Origin of the sequence: Massilia sp. LjRoot122 (assembly GCF_964252725.1) — a bacterium.
Lineage (GTDB): Bacteria > Pseudomonadota > Gammaproteobacteria > Burkholderiales > Burkholderiaceae_D > Telluria.
Window position 1 is genome coordinate 1,663,509 of the sequence record NZ_CAXUPB020000001.1, and the last position, 16,434, is coordinate 1,679,942.

The 16,434-nt window shown below is 65.1% G+C and carries 14 protein-coding genes; 12 read left to right on the forward strand and 2 right to left on the reverse strand.

Annotation, left to right across the window (positions count from 1 at the left end; translation table 11 throughout):
* The first annotated feature begins 16 nt into the window (after positions 1 to 16).
* Both ACSQ25_RS07305 and ACSQ25_RS07310 read left to right on the forward strand, forming a co-directional pair.
* Positions 17 to 2,029 carry an ATP-dependent DNA helicase gene (locus ACSQ25_RS07305; RefSeq protein ID WP_436108035.1) on the forward strand — a complete coding sequence of 671 codons (2,013 nt, stop codon included), beginning with the start codon at positions 17 to 19 and terminating at the stop codon, positions 2,027 to 2,029.
* Positions 2,030 to 2,247: 218 nt separating this feature from the next.
* Complete coding sequence (locus tag ACSQ25_RS07310) at positions 2,248 to 3,291, forward strand: IS110 family transposase (protein WP_436105047.1); 1,044 nt, start codon at positions 2,248 to 2,250, stop codon at positions 3,289 to 3,291.
* Positions 3,292 to 3,571: 280 nt separating this feature from the next.
* On the opposite strand, the gene ACSQ25_RS07315 is transcribed toward ACSQ25_RS07310, so the two are convergent.
* Complete coding sequence (locus ACSQ25_RS07315; RefSeq protein ID WP_436105048.1) at positions 3,572 to 4,546, reverse strand: NADPH:quinone oxidoreductase family protein; 975 nt, start codon at positions 4,544 to 4,546, stop codon at positions 3,572 to 3,574.
* 176 nt (positions 4,547 to 4,722) lie between these two features.
* Here ACSQ25_RS07315 and ACSQ25_RS07320 point away from each other — a divergent pair, with 176 nt between their 5' ends.
* The 7 genes from ACSQ25_RS07320 (at position 4,723) to rlmD (ending at position 12,844) form a co-directional block, all read left to right on the forward strand.
* Positions 4,723 to 5,331: a toll/interleukin-1 receptor domain-containing protein gene (locus tag ACSQ25_RS07320; protein WP_436105049.1), complete on the forward strand. Its 609-nt coding sequence runs from the start codon at positions 4,723 to 4,725 to the stop codon at positions 5,329 to 5,331.
* 11 nt (positions 5,332 to 5,342) lie between these two features.
* Positions 5,343 to 7,412 carry a tetratricopeptide repeat protein gene (locus tag ACSQ25_RS07325; RefSeq protein WP_436105050.1) on the forward strand — a complete coding sequence of 690 codons (2,070 nt, stop codon included), beginning with the start codon at positions 5,343 to 5,345 and terminating at the stop codon, positions 7,410 to 7,412.
* 115 nt (positions 7,413 to 7,527) lie between these two features.
* Positions 7,528 to 8,262 carry a 5'/3'-nucleotidase SurE gene (gene surE / locus ACSQ25_RS07330; protein WP_436105051.1) on the forward strand — a complete coding sequence of 245 codons (735 nt, stop codon included), beginning with the start codon at positions 7,528 to 7,530 and terminating at the stop codon, positions 8,260 to 8,262.
* Positions 8,259 to 9,131 (forward strand): protein-L-isoaspartate(D-aspartate) O-methyltransferase, encoded by an 873-nt coding sequence (locus ACSQ25_RS07335; protein WP_436105052.1) that lies wholly within the window; start codon positions 8,259 to 8,261, stop codon positions 9,129 to 9,131. The genes surE and ACSQ25_RS07335 overlap by 4 nt, the downstream gene beginning before the upstream one ends.
* 144 nt (positions 9,132 to 9,275) lie before the next feature.
* On the forward strand, positions 9,276 to 10,190 hold the full coding sequence (locus ACSQ25_RS07340; RefSeq protein WP_436105053.1) for a peptidoglycan DD-metalloendopeptidase family protein: 915 nt from the start codon (positions 9,276 to 9,278) through the stop codon (positions 10,188 to 10,190).
* Between the two features lie 88 nt (positions 10,191 to 10,278).
* The gene (rpoS, locus tag ACSQ25_RS07345) at positions 10,279 to 11,322 is read left to right on the forward strand and encodes an RNA polymerase sigma factor RpoS (RefSeq protein ID WP_436105054.1); all 1,044 of its coding nucleotides are present in this window, start codon (positions 10,279 to 10,281) and stop codon (positions 11,320 to 11,322) included.
* A gap of 130 nt (positions 11,323 to 11,452) precedes the next feature.
* Positions 11,453 to 12,844, forward strand: coding sequence for a 23S rRNA (uracil(1939)-C(5))-methyltransferase RlmD (gene rlmD / locus ACSQ25_RS07350; RefSeq protein ID WP_436105055.1), 1,392 nt, complete (start codon positions 11,453 to 11,455; stop codon positions 12,842 to 12,844).
* A 196-nt stretch (positions 12,845 to 13,040) separates the two neighbouring features.
* On the opposite strand, the gene ACSQ25_RS07355 is transcribed toward rlmD, so the two are convergent.
* Positions 13,041 to 13,739: a Bax inhibitor-1/YccA family protein gene (locus tag ACSQ25_RS07355; RefSeq protein WP_436105056.1), complete on the reverse strand. Its 699-nt coding sequence runs from the start codon at positions 13,737 to 13,739 to the stop codon at positions 13,041 to 13,043.
* A 233-nt stretch (positions 13,740 to 13,972) separates the two neighbouring features.
* Here ACSQ25_RS07355 and ndk point away from each other — a divergent pair, with 233 nt between their 5' ends.
* From ndk to pilW, 3 genes are all read left to right on the forward strand, one after another.
* Positions 13,973 to 14,386 (forward strand): nucleoside-diphosphate kinase, encoded by a 414-nt coding sequence (gene ndk / locus ACSQ25_RS07360; protein WP_436105057.1) that lies wholly within the window; start codon positions 13,973 to 13,975, stop codon positions 14,384 to 14,386.
* Positions 14,387 to 14,469: 83 nt separating this feature from the next.
* Positions 14,470 to 15,639, forward strand: a complete 1,170-nt coding sequence (gene rlmN, locus ACSQ25_RS07365; protein WP_436105058.1) for a 23S rRNA (adenine(2503)-C(2))-methyltransferase RlmN — start codon at positions 14,470 to 14,472, stop codon at positions 15,637 to 15,639.
* Positions 15,639 to 16,430, forward strand: a complete 792-nt coding sequence (gene pilW, locus ACSQ25_RS07370; protein ID WP_436105059.1) for a type IV pilus biogenesis/stability protein PilW — start codon at positions 15,639 to 15,641, stop codon at positions 16,428 to 16,430. The genes rlmN and pilW overlap by 1 nt, the downstream gene beginning before the upstream one ends.
* The last annotated feature ends 4 nt before the right edge of the window (positions 16,431 to 16,434 follow it).

Consider the following 16,434-nt stretch of genomic DNA (forward strand, 5'->3'; position numbering starts at 1 on the left):
GTCGCCGCAGGGCGACGTGCTTCCGGCGAGTACCCGCACGCTGGGTAAATACGACGAAGAGCTCGACCGCCTGTTCGGGGCGGGAGGCCCGCTTGCGCCCAATGTCGGCACCTACAAGCCGCGCCAGTCTCAAACGGAAATGGCCAAGGCCATCGCCGCGGCGATCGCCGACCAGAAGGTGCTGATGGCCGAGGCCGGCACCGGCACGGGCAAGACCTTCGCCTACCTCGTTCCCGCGCTGCTGTGGGGCGGCAAGACCATCATCTCGACCGGGACCAAGAACCTGCAGGACCAGCTGTTCCTGCGCGACATCCCGACCATCCGCGCCGCCTTGCGCGCGCCGGTGTCGGTGGCCCTGCTCAAGGGGCGCTCGAACTACGTCTGCCACTTCCACCTGGAACGCACCCTGAACAACGGGCGCCTGACCTCGCGCGACGACGTCGGCCACCTGCGCGAGATCTCGCGCTTCATCAAGATGACCAACTCGGGCGACAAGGCCGAACTGGCCAAGGTGCCGGAAACCGCGACGGTCTGGAACCTGGTCACCTCGACCCGCGATACCTGCATGGGCGCCGAGTGCCAGTACTACCAGGACTGCTTCGTCATGAAGGCGCGCCGCGAAGCGCAACAGGCGGACGTGGTGGTGGTCAACCACCACCTGTTCTTCGCCGACGTGGCCCTGAAGGATACCGGCGTCGCCGAACTGCTGCCCTCGGCCAACACCATCATCTTCGACGAGGCGCACCAGCTGCCGGACACGGCCACCCTGTTCTTCGGCCAGTCGGTCTCGACCTCGCAAGTGCTGGAGCTGTGCCGCGACGTGCTGGCCGAAGGCCTGGCGCACGCCCGTGGCCCGGACTGGGCCAAGGTGGTCACTGTTGTCGAAAAGGCCGCGCGCGACCTGCGCCTGACTTTCCCGGAAGGCGGCACCCGCCTGTCGCTGCCGCAGATCCTGCCGACATCGGCCTTCTTCCCGGCGCTGGAAAAACTCAAGGAAGAGCTGTCCGGCATGATCACCGTGCTGGAAGAACATTCCGCGCGCGCCGAGACGATCGAGGCCTGCCGCGTCCGCGCGCACGAGCTCAGCGCCTCCTTCGAGGCCTGGAAGCCGGATAACAAAAAGGGCAAGGTCGTGGAGGGCGACGACGCCGCCGTGCTGTGGGTCGAGGCCTTCAACTCCTCGCTGCAGCTGCACAAGACGCCGCTGTCGATCGCCCCGATCTTCTCCGGCCAGCGCGAAGGCACGCCGCGCAGCTGGATCTTTACCTCGGCGACGCTGGCGGTGAAGAACGACTTCAAGCATTTCTCCGACCAGATGGGCCTGACCGGCGAGCCGGCCATGACCTGGCCCAGCCCCTTCAACTACGGCGAGCAGGGCATCCTGTACGTGCCGACCGGGCTGCCGGAACCGAACTCGATGCACTTCACCGACGCCTGCGTCGACACCGCGCTGCCGGTGATCGAAGCGGCCGGCGGCCGCACCTTCTTCCTGTGCACGACGATCCGCGCGGTCAACAAGGTGGCCGAGCGCCTGCGCGCCGAGTTCGCCGAGCGCGGACTGGATTTCCCGCTGTTCGTGCAGGGCGAACGGGGACGCACCGAGCTGCTCGATTCCTTCCGCAACGCCGGCAACGCCGTGCTGGTGGGCAGCCAGAGCTTCTGGGAAGGCGTGGACGTACGCGGCGACGCGCTCTCGCTGGTCATCATCGACAAGCTGCCCTTCGCCCCGCCGGACGACCCGGTGCTGGCGGCGCGCATCGAGGTGATGGAAAAGCAGGGGCTGAACGGCTTCATGCACCACCAGCTGCCGGAAGCGATCATCACGCTGAAGCAGGGAGCAGGGCGCCTGATCCGCGACGTGGACGACCGCGGCGTGCTGATGATCTGCGATCCGCGCATCATCACCAAGCCGTATGGAAGGCGCATCTGGCAAAGCCTGCCGCCGTTCAAGCGTACGCGCGTGCAGACCGAGGTGATCGAGTTCTTCAAGCCGGGGACGATGGCGGATGCGGCAGACCTGAACGCCTGATTTCGACGGTTGTGGTTTGTCGTAGGGTGGGCAGGTTTCCTGCCCGCGCGTTCAACGAAAAGTGTCAAGCCACGGAGCAAGCCGGGATACGTGATTTGAACGCGCGGGCGGCAGAGCCGCCCACCCTAATGTGATGGACTCCACCCTCCCGATATCGGCATCATTGTGCCAAGCGTGCCAGATTGGGCTGGCAAGCTAAAACAGGAGGGGGAGTCACCATGAATGCTAGCGCAAAAGTGGTTGGTTTGGATATTGCGAAGGACGTGTTCTTTGCTGTCGGGCTCGACGGAAACGGCAAGCCGGTATTCAAGCGTAAGCTCTCGCGAGCTCAGGTTCTTCCATTTATTGCACAGGTGGCACCTGCGATGATTGGTATCGAATCATGCGCCGGTTCGCACTACTGGGCACGCAAGTTCGTCGAGATGGGGCACGATGCCAGGCTAATTTCGGCCCAGCACGTCAGGGCATATGTCACCGGTAACAAGAACGACATGAATGATGCTGCTGCGATTGCCGAGGCACGCTCGCGTGGAGCGACTAAATATGTTCCGATCAATACGGCTGCGCAGCAAGATTTGCAGATGCTACACCGCGCCCGAAGCGCCTTGATGACGGAACGTGTAGCGACGATTAACCGGATCCGGGCATTCGCGGGCGAATACGGCCAGGTGTTTCCTAAGCGTGTAGAAAGATTCCGTGACGGACTGAGAGCATGGCTGAACGATCCAGACAATGGTTTGTCTGGCATGGCCTTAGAGACCTTTCGGGAGCTTAAGTCCCAACTGGACGATAAGGATGAGAGGCTCCAGGCATACGACCGCCGCCTGAATCAGGCTGCGAAATCGGAGCTGGCGAAGAAGCTGATGGAAGTGCCGGGTGTAGGGCCGTTGACGGCAACGGCAGTGCAGGCAACCATCGCCGATCCTCACCACTACAAGAGCGCTCGGGATTTTGCGGCGAATCTGGGTCTTGTGCCACGCGAGCATAGTAGCGGCGGCAAGCAGCGTCTATATGGCATTACCCACAGAGGCGACAGCTACCTGCGCACCCTGCTCATACATGGAGCCCGCAGCGCACTGCGAACAGCAGAGGGCAAGCCAGACAAGCTGCTGCAGTGGGCGACAAAACTGGTGGAGCGGCGCAGTTTCAACGTAGCCACAACTGCACTGGCCAACAAGATGGCCAGGGTAATCTGGGCATTGATGGCGCACGGACGCGCTTATGTTCCGGCCTGGTCGAAAGACATGCCCAGGCCGGCTTGAAAATACTGTCGATTAACTCAGCAGCAGCAAGGAGCAACACCGCCAAGTTTGCGATGATGAAGAAAAAATGATGCCAACAGGTTGAACCGGCGTCGGGTGAATCCGCTAACCGTAGTGGCCATCAAGGCCGTCACCCTATGAGGATCCCGACGCGCGTATCACATCAGGGCCCGAGCACTGAACACGCTCACAAACAGGCCGAATAGATACAAGCAAACTCTTCCTAAAGGCAGTAATTCAATCTTCTTCTTGCAAAATGGGTGGAGTCCATAGATACGGATTAGGGGTTGATCACAACTTTCCCCGTGACCTTCCGCGCCGCCATGTCATTCAAAGCCTGGGCCGTATCCTCCAGCTTGTACCGCGCCGACACCAGCGGCTTGAGCTTCCCTTCCGCCATCCACCCCAGCATCTGCTGCATCGCCGCCAGGTTGGCCTGCGGCTCCTTGCGCACGAAATCCCCCCAGAACACGCCGACCACCGAGGCGCCCTTCAGCAGCATCAGGTTCCACGGCAGCTTCGGGATCTCGCCCGCCGCGAAGCCCACCACCAGGTGCCGTCCGCGCCAGGCGATCGAGCGCAGTGCCGGTTCGCTGTAGGGGCCGCCGACCGGGTCGTAGACCACGTCCGGCCCGCGGCCATTGGTCGCCGCCTTGATCGCCTCGCGCAGGTCTTCCTTCTCGTAATTGATCACCGCATCGGCGCCGTGTGCGCGGCAGATCGCCAGCTTCTCGTCGCTCGAGGCCGCGGCGATGACGCGCGCGCCGAGCGCCTTGCCGATCTCGATGGCGGCCAGCCCGACGCCGCCGGCGGCGCCCAGCACCAGCATGGTTTCGCCCGGCTGCAGGGCGGCGCGGTCGACCACGGCGTGGTGCGAGGTGCCGTAGGTGAGGGTGATCGCGGCGGCGGTATCGAAGTCCATGCCGGTCGGCATCGGCATCAGGGCGTCCACCGGGGCCAGGGCCTGCTCGGCGAAGGCGCCGGTGCGGGTGAAGCCGATCACCTGCTGCCCCGGCGCGAAGGCGGTGACGCCTTCACCCACGGCGCGCACCGTGCCGGCGAACTCGTTCCCCGGCGTGAAGGGCAGGGCGGGCCGCACCTGGTACTTGCCCTGCACCGTCAACACGTCAGGAAAATTCACGCCCGCCGCTTTCACATCGACGAGCACTTCGCCGGCTCCCGGCACCAGCTCGGGCAGGTCCTCGATCACGAGGCTGTCGATCGGGCCCCAATCCTTGCAACGCACGGCTTTCATTTTTTCTCCTTCATCTTCGATCGCGTTTGATTTGACCGGCGGAATTATGCCTGATGCCGATTCGCGGACTATGCAGACGAGTCTGCCAGCCCGCTTGTGCGCCCGCAAAATGGCTGGGGTCGGTGACGCTAGAGTCGAATAGTGAACCACTGGTTCCAGAGAGGATGGGGGGTGGCATGGCGATCCGTTACGGTTGTTTCTTCAGCTACGCACACGGCAGGCACGACCTGATGAAACGGTTCAAGACCGCCCTGGCCGACGCGCTGCGCTGCTATCTCGAACCTCACTTCGACAACGAAGACGAACTGTTTATCGACACCGAACAGCTGGGCGGCGGCGACGACCTGGACCGCAAGATCGCACGCGCCATGTGCGAAAGCGTCTGCATGATCCTGATCTACACGCCCAAGTACGAGGCGCATGCCTACACCCGCCGCGAGTACGCGGCCATGCGCGAGCTCGAGCGCGAGCGCTCCGCCTGGTACAGCTTGCCGAGCCGCCTGATCATTCCGGTCATCATGACGCGGCATCCCGAGTCGCTGCCGCCGGAAATTACCGAGAACACTTTCTACGTCGATTTTTCGCACTTCACGATGGCGACTAGCGACCTCAAGTCGAATCCCGACTTCCTGCCCGACATCGACAAGATGGTCGAGCGCATCGCCACGCACTACCAGTGCCAAAAAAAGCATACGCCACCCGGCCACGACTGCAACCAATTCGTGCTCCCCGATGTCCCACCAGAATGGCGCGCGCTGCCAAACCTGACTTTTCCAAAAAAATAATGAGGAGTCGTATGGAACACAGCTCTATGCTTCTTCCGCTGGACAGCCCCGGCCAGGTGAGCACCTTTTATTCCTACGAAGGCGGTCCTGCCCGCAACGGCCTGCTGGCCGCGATGGCGCTGCAACTGGCCGGCGGCCCGTCCGCGGTGCCGGTGCTGATGATCGACTGGGACCTCGCATCGCCTTCGCTCCACCACTACCTGGGCGATCCGCCCGACGACGAGCCCGAGCCGCCGGGCCTGGTGGACTACATGGGCGCGCTGCGCGAGGAACTGCAGCGCCGCCGCATTGCCCGCGACGACGGCGCCGAAGACATCGCGGACGCCATCCTCGACGCCGTCGACTGGCGCCGCTACATCCGCCTGGCCGATGGGCGCCGCCCGCTCTACCTGATGCGCGCCGGCCGTTTCGACGACGGCTATGCCGAGCGCGCCGGGCGCCTCGACTGGGTCGCCCTGTTCGATGCCTGTCCGGCCCTGCTGCGCCGCCTGGCCGCGCGCCTGGCCGCGCACTTCGGCCACGTACTGGTGGCCGGTGGCGCCGGCCGCTCGGCGGCGGTCAGCGCCTGCACCACGCTCCTGCCTGACCGGCTGGTGGGCCTGTTTACGCCGGCTCCCGGCAGCCTCGACGGGCTCGAAGGAGTGGTGGAGCGCGCCATCGATTACCGCGGCACGCATGAGGACGAGCATCGCCCCTTGCTGGTCTATCCGGTCGCCTGCGCCGCCGACGGCGCGCGCAGCGACCCGGGCCAGCGCTGGCGGCGCGGCGACGCCGCCCAGGCCCAGGCCGGCTACCAGCCGCGTCTCGAAGCGCTGCTGCGCGGCGCCTATGGCATCGGCTGGCTGCGCCTGGACAGCTGGTTCGACGAAGTCCAGCTGCCGCTGTGCGAGGCGGTGGCCATTCCCGGTCCCGACAGCGCGCGCCAGGCGCTGGCGCGGCCGGCCGCCTGCCTGCTGTCCTGGTTCGGGCGGGCCTGGTTCCCGTGGCAGTCGCTGGCCGAGATCCGGCTGCGCATGCGGCTCGCGGAGGCGCGGGCGCAAGAATCGGACCCTGCAGCCCTGGGCGGACAGCTGGCGCAATTGGGCGCGCTATGCCAGGAAGAAGGGCGCTTCCATGAAGCCGGCGCGCTGCTGCGCGAAAGCCTGGAACTGCGCCGCGCCGCGCATGGCGGCGAGCATGCCGCGGTGCGCGCCGGCCTGCGGGCCCTGGCCGACCTGCAGCTTGCCAGCGGCCGCCTGAAGGATGCACGCCCCGCCTATGAGCTGCTGGCCCAGGCCTGCGCGCGCAGCGTGGGCGCCGACCATCCCGAGACGCTGGCGGCGCGTTCCGCCCTGGCATCCGTGCTCGGCCGGCTGGGCGAGGGCGAGCGGGCGCTGGCGCTGCACGAACAGGTGGTCGCCGCCTGCGAGCGCCTGTGGGGCAATGCCCATCCGGCCACGCTCGACAGCCTCGAAGCGCTGGCCCTTACCCTGGACGGGCAGCACGAGAACGACCGCGCACGGATCCTGTTCGAGCGCGTGCTCGACGGCCGCCGCCGGCTGCAGGGCAGCGAACATGAAGACAGCCTGCGCTGCGGCGAGCGGCTGGCCCGGCTGCTCGGCGAGATGGGCGACCTCGGCAATGCACGGCGGCTGTTCGAGGGCGTGCTGCGCGCACGCGAGCGCCATGACGGCGCCTGGGCCGCGCCGACGCTGCGGGTGCGCGCAGCCCTGGCCGGGATCTTCGCGGCCCAGGGCGACATGGCGGCCGTGCGCGGCATCGGGAACCTGCACGCGAACGGGCTTGGCGACCCCGACGGGCATCCCGCCCTCGACGGCCTGCAGCGCCAGCTGGCGCAGCTACAAGCCCTGATCGACAGCGACAGCAAGCGCGAAGCGCGCGCCCTGGCCGACAGCCTGCGCCATTCGGTGCAATGGCCGAGTGTGGCACTTCCGCTACGCAAGCGCGGGGCCGAGATGATCGAGCAGGTCTACCTGAAGGATGGTGACAAGGACGCCGCCCTGGCCTTCAACAAGGACCTGGTTTCCTCCCTGGAGGGGGCGCTGGTGAGGGCGGGCGCGCGGCCGCCGGCATTGTCTTAGCGACCAAGCTGCTTGCCAGGATAGCAAGTCTATGACGTAAAAAAATCGCTCCCGGGCAACAAAAATAGCGCCGGCGGCGAACGAAGGAGGCGTTGCTTCAGGTAAAATCGCACACATGCGAATTCTTATCAGTAACGATGACGGCTACCTGGCGCCTGGTATCAGCGCGCTGGCCGATGCCTTGTCCGCGATCGCGGACATCGTGGTGGTCGCACCCGACAGCAACCGCTCGGGTGCGTCGAATTCGTTGACGCTGGACCGTCCGCTGTCGGTCCAGAAGGCTGCCAACGGTTTCCATTTTGTGAATGGCACGCCGACCGACTGCGTCCACATCGCCCTGACCGCGATGGGGGATGCGCTGCCCGACCTGGTCGTCTCCGGCATCAACAACGGCCAGAACATGGGCGACGACACCCTGTATTCGGGCACCGTCGCCGCAGCCACCGAGGCGTATTTGTTCGGCATCCCCGCGATCGCCTTTTCGCAAGTGAATTCGGGCTGGGCCCACGTCGACGCCGCGGCCAGGGTCGCGCGCGAGATCGTCGAGCGCCGTTTCGACAAGCTCGAGCTGCCCTTCCTGTTCAACGTGAACATCCCGAACCTGCCGTACGAAGAGATCGGCCCGCTGACGCCCTCGCGCCTGGGGCGCCGCCACCAGGCCGAACCGGTCGTGCGCGCGCAGGATCCGCGCGGCCGCGAAATCTTCTGGATCGGCGCGCCGGGCGCCTGCCGCGATGCGGGCGAGGGCACCGATTTCCATGCCACCGCGCAGGGCTGCGTGTCGATCACGCCGCTGCAGATCGACCTGACTCACCGGGCCCAGCTGGAACTGCTGCGGGGAATCGTATGAGCGACAAGCGCAGCACCTTTCCGCTGCCGCTGTCGTCGGTGACCGGCGGCGCGGTGCGCAAGCCGGGCATCACGGCGACGGTGGCCACGCCGCAGACCGCGACCCGCAACGCCGCGCACACGGCGGTGAACAAGGGCGCCGCCCAGCCGCCCGCGGCCCCGGCGCCGTCGCCGCGTGCGCCGGGCTACGCGCAGGCGCACCAGACTGCGGCCCCGGTCGCGCAGCGTTCCGACCTGATGGCGTCGGAAGCGGTGCGGCGCGCCATGGTGGCGCGCGTGGCGCGCCAGGGCGTCAAGGACGGCGTCGTGCTGGGCGCGATGGAAGCGGTGCCGCGCCACCTGTTCATCGAGCCGGCCCTGTCGGCACAGGCGTACATCGACGCCTCGCTGCCGATCGGGCATAACCAGACGATTTCGCAGCCCTACATCGTGGCCCGCATGATTGAGGCAATGCGCTCCGGCGGGCAGCTCGGCAGGGTGCTCGAGATCGGCACCGGCTGCGGCTACCAGGCCGCGGTGCTGTCCTTCGTCGCGCGCGAGGTCTACTCGATCGAACGCATCAAGCCGCTGCACGAGCTGGCCAAGACCAATCTGCGGCCGCTGAGGATTTCGAACCTGCGTTTGCAATACGGCGACGGTATGTTAGGCTTGCCGCAGGTTGCACCTTTCGATGGCATCATCCTCGCAGCCGCGGGACTCGAAGTACCGCAAGCCCTGCTCGAACAACTGGCCATCGGCGCGCACCTGGTCGCACCGGTTGGCGCCCAGGTCCAGCACCTGCAACGCATCACCCGTATCGGCAAGAGCGAGTGGGCCAGCGAAACGCTGGAAGCATGCCACTTCGTGCCGCTGCGTCCCGGCACAATCTAGCGTGTCACGGCGGCGTGCCGCATGGCGCGCCGCGTCGGCTCGGCCTGTTCCGAACTGCCGGGTCAACCCCGCCGGCCTGGCCGGCGTTGAAGAGCCAGGTCTTGCCGGCACGGCCATAGAACATGAACAGAAAACAGAAAGACAATGAACCAAGCACCCCGATTAGCACTGCTCACCCTCGCCCTCGGCCTGCTGGCCGGCTGTAACTCCTTGACGCGCCAGGCGCCTGTCGTCGAGCGCACTGCGACGCCGACGGCATCGCAGGCGCGTCCGGCTCCGGCCGCCCGCGCCGAAGAACCGAAGGACGAGAAAGGCATGTACACCGTGCGCCGCGGCGACACCCTGCTGCGCATCGCGCTGGACCATGGCGAGAACTACCGCGACCTCGTCGCCTGGAACAACCTGCGCGACCCGGACGACATCAAGGTCGGCCAGACCCTGCGCGTGTCGGCGCCGGAACGCGGCGAACGTACCGCCAACATGCAGACCCAGCCGGTGCCGGTGCCGCCGCCGGCCACGCCGCCGCGCAAGACCGAGCCGCGCGCCGACAAGCAGCCGTACAACGACAACGTCGCCGCCAGCCAGCCGAGCGCGCCCGCACGCACCGAGCCGGTCCGCCCGGCCGTAGCTGCGCCTGTGGCGCCGGCCCCGGCGATCGCCGCCGGCAGCACCGTGAGCGCGAACGCCGACGACAGGCTGAGCTGGATGTGGCCGGCCGACGGCCGTATCGTCGCCACCTTCGACGAAGGCCGCAACAAGGGCATCGACATCGCCGGCCGTCCCGGTCAGCAGGTGGTGGCGGCAGGCGCCGGCAAGGTGATGTACGCTGGCAGTGGCATCCGGGGTTATGGTAATCTCGTCATCGTCAAGCACAACAACAGCTTGCTGTCGGCTTACGCGCACAACCGCAAGATCGTCGTCAAGGAAGGCGACAACGTGGCCAAGGGCCAGATGATCGCGGAAATGGGCGACTCGGACGCCGACTCGGTGAAATTGCATTTCGAGATACGCCAACAGGGCAAACCCGTCGACCCGTCGAGGTTCCTGCCCGGTCGTTAGAAGGTCGATAGCGGGTGTGAAAAACGGCCAGGGCAAGGCGCCGAGTCGAAGACAGTACGGTAGTACGGCGAGACGAGGCAACGCAGCCATGGACGAATTTTCACACACGCATAGGAATGGTATGACGCAGCCGCCGCACTCGCTGGATCAGCAGGACGCAGACGAGTTTCCGGACGAACCGGAGCACGAAGGGGCGCTTGCGGCTGACGCGGTCGACACGGCGGAGGCCCTGCCGGGCAGCCCGGACACCCTGGTCGAGACGGTGGACGAGCTGCGCAAGGTCTTGCAGGCCGAGCTCGCCACCGATACCACCCAGCACTACCTCAACCAGATCGGCACCCGCCCGCTCCTGAGCGCGGGCGAGGAAGTCCAGGTCGCCACGCTGGCCAAGGCGGGCGACTTCGCGGCGCGCCAGAAGATGATCGAGCATAACCTGCGCCTGGTCGTCTCGATCGCCAAGCACTACATCAACCGCGGCGTGGTGCTGCTCGACCTGATCGAAGAAGGCAACATCGGCCTGATGCGCGCGATCGACAAGTTCGAGCCCGAGCGCGGTTTCCGCTTTTCCACCTACGCCACCTGGTGGATCCGCCAGAGCATCGAACGGGCCATCATGAACCAGGCGCGCACCGTGCGTTTGCCGGTGCACATGGTGCGCGAGCTGAACCAGGTCCTGCGCGCCAAGTACCACCTCGAAGCCCAGAAACACGACGGCAAGGAAGCCTCGAGCGAGGACATCGCCAGCCTGGTGGGGCGCCCGGTGGAAGAGGTGCAGGACATCCTGGCCCTGTCCGAACATGCCGCCTCGCTCGACGCCCCGCTCGACAACGACCCCACTTCCACCCTGATGGACATGCTGCCCGACGACGGCGAAGCCAGCCCCGACATGCGCGCCGAGCAGCACGAGATGACGGTCCTGGTGCGCGACTGGCTGGCGCGGCTGCCGGACAAGCAGCGCCTGGTGGTGACGCGGCGTTTCGGGCTGGACAACGATGATCCGGCCACGCTGGAGACCCTGGCCGAAGAGATGGGCGTGACGCGGGAGCGGGTGCGCCAGATCCAGCAGGAGGCGCTGGTCAAGCTCAAGCGGGCGATGGCGGCGCGCGGCGTGGTGCGCGATTCGCTGCTGTAGGCTGAGCGGCAGGCGCCTTGTAGCGCCCACCCCATTTCCTTGATATCATGCCCGCCGGGCGCGCACGCCCATTTTTTATTTGCGAACTCCCCGCACAGCCAGTCCTGTGCCCACTCTTATTTCCGCCACCATGCAAGAAATTTTCATCGACATCAAATCCCTGGATGCGGACGCGCGCGGCGTCGGCCACCTCGAGAACGAAGACGGCAGCCAGGGCAAGGTGATCTTCGTCGAAGGCGCGCTGCCGGGCGAGCGCGTCAGCTTTGAAACCCTGCGCAAGAAGAAGAACTGGGAGTCGGGCCGCATGGTCACGCTGCAGCGCGCCTCCTCGATGCGCGTCGAGCCGAAGTGCAAGCACTTCGGCTATTGCGGCGGCTGCTCGATGCAGCACCTGGAGCCCTCGGCCCAGGTGGCGATGAAGCAGCGTGTCCTCGAGGACAACCTCTGGCACATCGGCAAGGTCAAGTCCGAGAACATCATGCGCCCACTGTACGGCCCGACCTGGGACTATCGCTACCGCGCGCGCCTGTCGGTGCGTCATGTGGCCAAGAAGGGCGGGGTGCTGGTCGGCTTCCACGAGCGGGCCTCGTCCTACGTGGCCGACATCACCTACTGCGAGATCCTGCCCGACAATGTCGCCCAGCTGATCGTGCCGCTGCGCGAATTCATCGGCCAGCTGTCGATCTACAACCAGCTGCCGCAGATCGAAGTCGCGATCGGCGAAGAGGTCACGGTGCTGGTGCTGCGCATCATGGCACCCTTGAGCAAAGCCGATGAGGAACTGGCCAAGGCCTTCGCCGACAAATGGAACATCCAGTGGTGGCTGCAGCCGAAGGGCCCGGACACCGCCTATCCCTACTACCCGCTGGGCAAGGAGCTGTACTACACGCTGCCGGAGTTCGGCATTCGCATGCCCTTCAAGCCGACCGACTTCACCCAGGTGAACCACCAGATCAACCGGGTGCTGGTGGCGAAGGCGCTGCGCCTGCTCGAGGTGCAGCCGGGCGAGCGCGTGGCCGACCTGTTCTGCGGCCTGGGCAACTTCACCCTGCCGCTGGCGACCCAGGCGCGCGAAGTGGTGGGTATCGAGGGCAGCACCGCGCTGACCACCCGCGCACTGGAAAATGCGCAGGCCAACGGGCTGGCGGCGAAGACCTCGTTCTCGACCCGCAACCTGTTCGAAGTGACGAAGGAAGACCTGGTCGCGCTCGGCAAATTCGACCGCATGCTGGTCGACCCGCCGCGCGACGGCGCGATGGCGCTGTCGCTGGCGCTGGCCGACCTGCGCGAGACCCACGAGGAGCTGATGCCGCAGCGGATCGTGTACGTGTCCTGCAGCCCGTCGACGCTGGCACGCGATGCGGGCATCCTGGTGCACAAGGCGGGTTATGTGCTCCAGAAGGCGGGGGTGTGCAATATGTTCCCGCATACCTCGCACGTGGAGTCGATTGCGGTGTTTGAGCTGGGGGAGAAGCCGGTGGCTTCGGCGGCGGCGTTCGAGGTGCCGGCTGAGGTGGTGTAACACGCAAAATTGGGTTCCGGCCTTCGCCGGAACGACGGTCTTTAGGGCAGTGGTACTGTTTGCGCTCGCCACTGCGCGATGAGCCGTCGTCCCGGCGAAGGCCGGGACCCAATTCCTTAGCGTCCCGTTAGCTCAGGAGTAGGGACGAAAAAAAGCCGACCTCCAGGGTCGGCTTTCTCATTCCAGCTTGAACCGCTTAGTCGCGGTCGCCGCCCGCAATGCCCAGCAGGTGCAGCAGGCTGGTGAAGATGTTGTACACGTCCAGGTAGATCGCCAGCGTCGCCGAGATGTAGTTGGTCTCGCCGCCGTTGATGATGCGCTGCACGTCATACAGGATGAAGGCCGAGAAAATGCCGATTGCCAGCATCGAGATCACGATCGACAGCGCCGACATCTGCAGGAAGATGTTGGCCACCGCGGCCAGCAGGATCACGATGACGCCGGCCATCAGCCAGCTGCCCATGCCCGAGAAGTCGCGCTTGGTGGTGGTGGCGATGCTGGCCATCACCGCGAACACGCAGGCGGTGCCGCCGAAAGCGGTCATGATCAGGGTGCCGCCGTTGCTGTAGCCCAGGGTGTGGCGCAGCAGCGGGGTCAGCATCAGGCCCATGAAGAAGGTGAAGCCGAGCAGTACGGCCACGCCGACCGCCGAGTGCTTGGTCTTTTCGATCGCGAACATGAAGCCGAACGCGATGGCCATGAAGATGATGAAGCCCATGCCGCCGCTGAGCATCGGCAATTCCATCGACACGCCGATGAAGGCGCCCAGCACGGTCGGAATCATCGACAGCGCAAGCAGCCAGTAGGTGTTGCGCAGGACGTTGTTGCGCACAACCTGGCCCCGACCGGCTTTGGTCAGGTCGATCGTGCTGCGTGGTTGCGAATCAGGGAACATTTTGTGCCTCCGGTTAGTGGATGAGCGTCACTGAAAACATACAAGTTCAAGCTTAGTCAAACCTTAAGCAGGGCTGAAATCAGGACGATTTTGCTCTGCAACTCTACCACTTTGCTTGCCAGTGCCGCAATATCGGCTATATGAGGGATGTATGGTAAAATTAAAGGTTGATTGAGTTCCCGAATTTTAGTCAAGTTCTCGATTTAAACCTTTCTTTTTATTGGAGTTTTTACATGGCAATCGAACGCACCCTGAGCATCATCAAGCCTGACGCAGTCGCGAAAAACGTGATCGGCCAGATCTACACCCGTTTCGAAAACGCCGGCCTGAAGATCGTTGCTGCCCGCATGACCCAGCTGACCCGCGAACAGGCTGAAGGCTTCTACGCTGCTCACAAGGAGCGCGGCTTCTTCAACGACCTGGTGAACTTCATGGTGTCGGGTCCGGTCATGATCCAGGCCCTGGAAGGCGAGAACGCCGTCCTGGCGCACCGTGACCTGATGGGCGCGACCGATCCGAAGAAGGCAGAGAAAGGCACCATCCGCGCCGATTTCGCCGATTCGATCGATGCCAACGCCGTGCACGGTTCGGACGCTGTCGAAGCTGCAAAAGTTGAAATCGCTTACTTCTTCCCAGAACTGAAGTAATCGGTTTTATTGCATGAAGAACCGCTCGCCCACGGCCCAAGGCCGGCGCGAGCGGGGTTATTTGGAAAGATACAGGATTTATCATGACGACTCTCACCAACCTGCTGGACTTCGATCCCGCGCAACTCGTCGCCTACTGCGCCGAGCTGGGTGAGAAGCCGTTCCGCGCCAAGCAACTGCAACGCTGGATCCACCAGTTCGGTGCGGCCGACTTCGACAGCATGAGCGACCTGGCGAAATCGCTGCGCGAAAAACTGAAAACCCGCGCCGAGATCCGTGCGCCGGGCATCATCAGCGACCATACCTCGTCCGACGGCACCCGCAAGTGGCTGGTCGACGTCGGCAATGGCAATGCCGTGGAAACCGTGTTCATTCCGGAAGAAAACCGCGGCACGCTGTGCATCTCCACCCAGGCCGGCTGCGCCGTCAACTGCCGCTTCTGCTCGACCGGCAAGCAGGGCTTCAACCGCAACCTCACCGTGGCCGAGATCATCGGCCAGTTGTGGATGGCCGAGTTCGAGCTGCGCCGCACCAAGGGCATCGAGCCGGGCCCGAAGGGCGAGCGCCAGATCACCAACGTAGTCATGATGGGCATGGGCGAGCCGCTGCTCAACTACGAGCCGACCGCGACCGCGCTCAAACTGATGCTCGACGATAACGCCTACGGCCTGTCGCGCCGCCGCGTGACCCTGTCGACTTCGGGCGTGGTCCCGAACATCGACAAGCTGTCGCAGGACGTGCCGGTGGCCCTGGCCGTGTCGCTGCACGCATCGAACGACGCCCTGCGCGACATCCTGGTGCCGCTGAATAAAAAATATCCGCTGCGCGAGCTGCTGGCCGCGTGCAAGCGCTACCTCGAATTCGCCCCGCGCGACTTCATCACCTTCGAATACTGCATGCTCGACGGCTTCAACGATTCCGACGAGCACGCGCGCGAACTGATCGCGCTGGTGAACGACCCGGTGGTCGGCGTGAACTGCAAGTTCAACCTGATCCCCTTCAACCCCTTCCCGGAATCGGGCCTGACGCGCTCGAAGAACCCGCGCATCAAGGCCTTCGCCCAGGTGCTGATGGATGCCGGCATCGTCACCACCGTGCGCAAGACGCGCGGCGACGACATCGACGCCGCCTGCGGCCAGCTGGCCGGCGAGGTGCAGGACCGCACCAAGGTCGCCCAGCGCATGGAAAAGATGGCCGAGTACCAGAAGAAGTTCGGCGCCGACTTCGGGCGCATCGTGGAGATCCCTTCCTGATGGCTAGCCAAGCCGGCGGCGCCGCGCTCCTGTTCGCCCTGGCCTTGCTGGCCGGCTGCGCCAGCAATGGCGGCGGCGAACTGAAGACTGCGTCGGACCAGACGGCGGCGGAAAAACGCGCCTCGATCCGCATGCAGCTGGCGGTCGGCTACTACCAGCAGGGCAAGCTCGAGATCGCGCTGGACGAAGTCAAGCAGGCGATCGCCGCCGAGCCGGGCAATGCCGAGGCCTATGGCCTGCGCGCCCTGATCTACACCGCGATGGGCCAGCTGCCGCTGGCCGACGAGAATTACCAGACCGCGCTGCGCCTGAACCCGGGCAACCCGGACCTGTCGAACAACTACGGCTCCTTCCTGTGCCAGTCGCTGAACAAGCCGGCCCAGGCCATGCCTTATTTCGATACGGCGCTGCGTAACCGGGCCTACCAGACCCCGGTGAGCGCGCTGGTGAATGCGGGCCTGTGCAGCATCCGCAGCAAGAATTTCCTGGCCGCCGAGCGCTACCTGCTCGAAGCCGTGCGCTACAACCCCGACCTGCAGGCCAGCAATGCGGGCCTGGCGCGGACCTATTACGAGCGGCGCGACTACCAGCGCGCCGGTTTTTTCATCAATCGCCTGATCGAGACGTCGAAACTCGACAAGCTCTCGGCCGACGCGCTCTGGCTGGCGCTGCGCGTGCAGCGCAAGCTGGGTGACCGGAGCCAGGAGGCCAGCCTGGCAGCCCAGCTGCGGCGGCGCTTCCCCGGCTCGCCGGAGTACGCGGCGTTCGAGCGCGGCGCATTTGATGAGTGAATCT

Coding starts and splice junctions, on each gene's coding strand:
- ACSQ25_RS07310 (WP_436105047.1), top strand. CDS start 2,248: ATGAATGCTAGCGCAAAAGTGGTTGGTTTGGATATTGCGAAGGACGTG.
- ACSQ25_RS07315 (WP_436105048.1), bottom strand. CDS start 4,546: ATGAAAGCCGTGCGTTGCAAGGATTGGGGCCCGATCGACAGCCTCGTG.
- ACSQ25_RS07320 (WP_436105049.1), top strand. CDS start 4,723: ATGGCGATCCGTTACGGTTGTTTCTTCAGCTACGCACACGGCAGGCAC.
- ACSQ25_RS07325 (WP_436105050.1), top strand. CDS start 5,343: ATGGAACACAGCTCTATGCTTCTTCCGCTGGACAGCCCCGGCCAGGTG.
- surE (WP_436105051.1), top strand. CDS start 7,528: ATGCGAATTCTTATCAGTAACGATGACGGCTACCTGGCGCCTGGTATC.
- ACSQ25_RS07335 (WP_436105052.1), top strand. CDS start 8,259: ATGAGCGACAAGCGCAGCACCTTTCCGCTGCCGCTGTCGTCGGTGACC.
- ACSQ25_RS07340 (WP_436105053.1), top strand. CDS start 9,276: ATGAACCAAGCACCCCGATTAGCACTGCTCACCCTCGCCCTCGGCCTG.
- rpoS (WP_436105054.1), top strand. CDS start 10,279: ATGGACGAATTTTCACACACGCATAGGAATGGTATGACGCAGCCGCCG.
- rlmD (WP_436105055.1), top strand. CDS start 11,453: ATGCAAGAAATTTTCATCGACATCAAATCCCTGGATGCGGACGCGCGC.
- ACSQ25_RS07355 (WP_436105056.1), bottom strand. CDS start 13,739: ATGTTCCCTGATTCGCAACCACGCAGCACGATCGACCTGACCAAAGCC.
- ndk (WP_436105057.1), top strand. CDS start 13,973: ATGGCAATCGAACGCACCCTGAGCATCATCAAGCCTGACGCAGTCGCG.
- rlmN (WP_436105058.1), top strand. CDS start 14,470: ATGACGACTCTCACCAACCTGCTGGACTTCGATCCCGCGCAACTCGTC.
- pilW (WP_436105059.1), top strand. CDS start 15,639: ATGGCTAGCCAAGCCGGCGGCGCCGCGCTCCTGTTCGCCCTGGCCTTG.